The organism is Bathymodiolus heckerae thiotrophic gill symbiont, from assembly GCF_900128515.1.
Lineage (GTDB): Bacteria > Pseudomonadota > Gammaproteobacteria > PS1 > Pseudothioglobaceae > Thioglobus_A.
This window is the reverse complement of the sequence record NZ_FQTP01000199.1, coordinates 1-1489: the sequence shown is the minus strand read 5'-3', so window position 1 is coordinate 1489 and position 1489 is coordinate 1. Positions and strand designations below refer to the sequence as shown.

The window sequence follows — 1489 nt, the reverse complement described above, 5'->3', positions numbered from 1 at the left end:
CGACTGGAATAAGTCCGGCCTGGCTCGTCAATCCATGTGCAGTGGAAGATATTTTGACTGAGCGTGTACGATTTCGGACACGAAATGAGGATTTTGATACTTTTGTGGACGTCATTAAAACAATGAGGTAGTAAAATCAGAGAAACTGATATTATATCATTGTTTAATATGGGGTTTTCATGTTTATTGTGTATAATGCTTGCAGGATTTAGGTAACATCTTTTGTTGGTATGCATAATTAAATCTTATATTGAATCGCTGGTTTCGGCCAAGAGCGGTCACAAACTAATGCACGATATTCTTGAGTGAAATGAAAAATAATTATAAATTTTAACCCACTTTTGGAATCTGTTTTATTGTCAAATGATGTAGGATTGCTATAAGGTTTTTATAGGGCTATTTCAGTGAAAAGCAAATGCTGTATGTTAATCGTATCCGTTAATTATGTATTAAATGTATGTTACCCAGTTTAAAGTTATTAGCCTTAAGCTTCTTTCTTGATAAACAACTAATGCTGGGGTGTAAGATAACCAGACCGAGACAATAACTTGTTATGCTCAAAACAAATCGAAGTCATGGAAATAATCAACCTATACATAGTACATAATTGGCCATGGAAAATCTCAGAGCCCTTATCGTTAAGGAGCTTAATGATTCAGGCGTTAGGTAATCAAGGGAAATTGAAGAGTTATGAATTTTATAAAAAGTAAATATGTTGACACCCCACATGGTAACTCTTCCGTGTGACGATACATGGCACAATGGAAATTTGAAAGCTTACTTAATGATGAGTCATTATTTTTTCCAAATGCAAACAAGCTTTCAGATCAATATGAAGTTTCTATCCCCAAAAGTGTTCTGGCGGCAAAAAGAAAAGAGCTTAAATCTTCTGGCCTAAAAGGTAGGGATCTGGAGGAGGAATTAGCTGTATTTCATTGGGAAACAAACCCAATGAAAGATCTTGTTTTGGCAAACTGTTGGTCGATAAGCCCCCACGAATCTTATGCATTATGGAAAATATATCTTGGTGGAGAAAAAAATGGTGTCGCAATACGATCCACCATAAGCTCTTTAAAAAAAGCAATTCAAGAGGGTGGAGATCCATATCCAGAAGAATTTTTTATTGGAAAAATAAAATATCGGTCCTATCTAAAACAGGATGAACTAGCAAGACTTTCTGTCATAACGACAAAAAAACCATTCTATGACTTTGAAAAGGTATTGAGGGTATTTATTATCAACTACCCATTATCTGAAGGAGGTACAATTCCACCTTATGATCTCCACACGGGCCGGTCAGTGAATATTGAGCTTCCTGTACTGATCCATGATGTTTATGTTTCACCATTTGCTGATTCTAGTTAGTGCTTGCACGAAATAAATAATACTCTTTTAAATCAATCCATTATGGTATAATAACACCCAATAATAGCATTGAAGATTCTGATCATCCCTTTTTGGTGGTTATCGTAAAAAAGTAACTTCTCAT

General features: G+C 35.1%; 1 protein-coding gene. It reads left to right on the top strand.

Annotated elements, in window-relative coordinates; all coding sequences use genetic code 11:
• Positions 1-753 precede the first annotated feature (753 nt).
• On the top strand, positions 754-1365 hold the full coding sequence (locus BTHERMOSOX_RS11175; RefSeq protein ID WP_138121198.1) for a hypothetical protein: 612 nt from the start codon (positions 754-756) through the stop codon (positions 1363-1365).
• Positions 1366-1489 lie beyond the last annotated feature (124 nt).

Excerpts from the sequence above, each read along its gene's own strand:
- BTHERMOSOX_RS11175 (WP_138121198.1), top strand. The coding sequence starts at position 754 with ATGGCACAATGGAAATTTGAAAGCTTACTTAATGATGAGTCATTATTT.